The 1,159-nt window shown below is 70.1% G+C and carries 1 protein-coding gene and 1 pseudogene; both read left to right on the forward strand.

Annotated features, from left to right (window positions below; all coding sequences use genetic code 11):
• Positions 1-354: pseudogene (locus ACIP67_RS43405) on the forward strand (glutathione ABC transporter ATP-binding protein); the annotation flags it as partial.
• A gap of 114 nt (positions 355-468) precedes the next feature.
• Positions 469-1,159, forward strand: a 691-nt coding sequence (locus tag ACIP67_RS43410; RefSeq protein ID WP_401700272.1) for a GTP-binding protein, incomplete at its 3' end; no start/stop codon positions are given.

The raw sequence follows: 1,159 nt of genomic DNA on the forward strand, positions 1-1,159 counted from the left end.
CTGACCCTGGACCCCCAGGTGCTCATCGCGGACGAGCCGACCTCGGCCCTGGACGTGTCCGTCCAGGCCGCCGTGCTGGACATGTTCGCGGAGCTGCAGCAGCGCTACGAGTTCGCGTGCCTGTTCGTGTCCCACGACCTCGCGGTGGTGGACATGCTGGCCCACAAGGTGCTTGTCCTCAAGGACGGCCGCCAGGTGGAGCAGGGCCCCACGGAGGAGGTGCTCCACCGTCCGAAGGAGGAGTACACCCGTCGCCTCCTGGCGGCGGCGCCCGTGCCGGATCCGGACCAGCAGGCGGAGCGTCGCCAGGAGCGCCGCGAATTCCTCGCCTCCCTCGGCGAGGGCGTCTACTGACCGTTCGGACCCACCGGCCCGCCCGTCCACGGCGGCCCCTGCGCGTACAATCGCTCGGGGGCCGCCGTCGTCGTGTGCCTCCACCCCTTTGATGTCGAACCGGACAGGACGCCCATGACCTCGACCGAAACCCGCCGCTCCGATCTGCGCAACGTGGCCATCGTGGCCCACGTTGACCATGGCAAGACCACGTTGGTGGATGCCATGCTGCGCCAGACCGGTGCCTTCAACACGCACGGCGACGTCGCCGAGCGGGTCATGGACTCCGGGGACCTGGAGAAGGAGAAGGGGATCACGATCCTCGCGAAGAACACCACGGTGTTCTACTCCGGCCCGTCCGCCCCCGAGGGCGAGACCGTCACCATCAACGTGATCGACACCCCCGGGCACGCCGACTTCGGCGGCGAGGTGGAGCGCGGCCTGTCCATGGTGGACGGCGTCGTGCTGCTCGTGGACTCCTCCGAGGGCCCGCTGCCCCAGACCCGCTTCGTGCTCCGCAAGGCCCTCGCCGCCAAGCTGCCCGTGATCCTCGTGGTCAACAAGACGGACCGCCCGGACGCGCGCATCGACGGGGTCGTCTCCGACTCCATGGACCTGCTGCTCGGCCTGGCCTCGGACCTGGCCGAGGAGGATCCGGACCTGGACCTCGACTCGGTGCTGGACGTCCCCGTCGTCTACGCCTCGGGCAAGGCCGGCCGCGCCTCCCTGACCCAGCCCGCCGACGGCGCCCTGCCGGAGGCCGAGGACCTCGAGGCCCTCTTCAACGTGATCATGGAGCACATCCCGGCCCCGTCCTACACCGAGG

Source organism: Streptomyces sp. NPDC088812 (genome assembly GCF_044750285.1).
Taxonomy (GTDB): Bacteria; Actinomycetota; Actinomycetes; order Streptomycetales; family Streptomycetaceae; genus Streptomyces.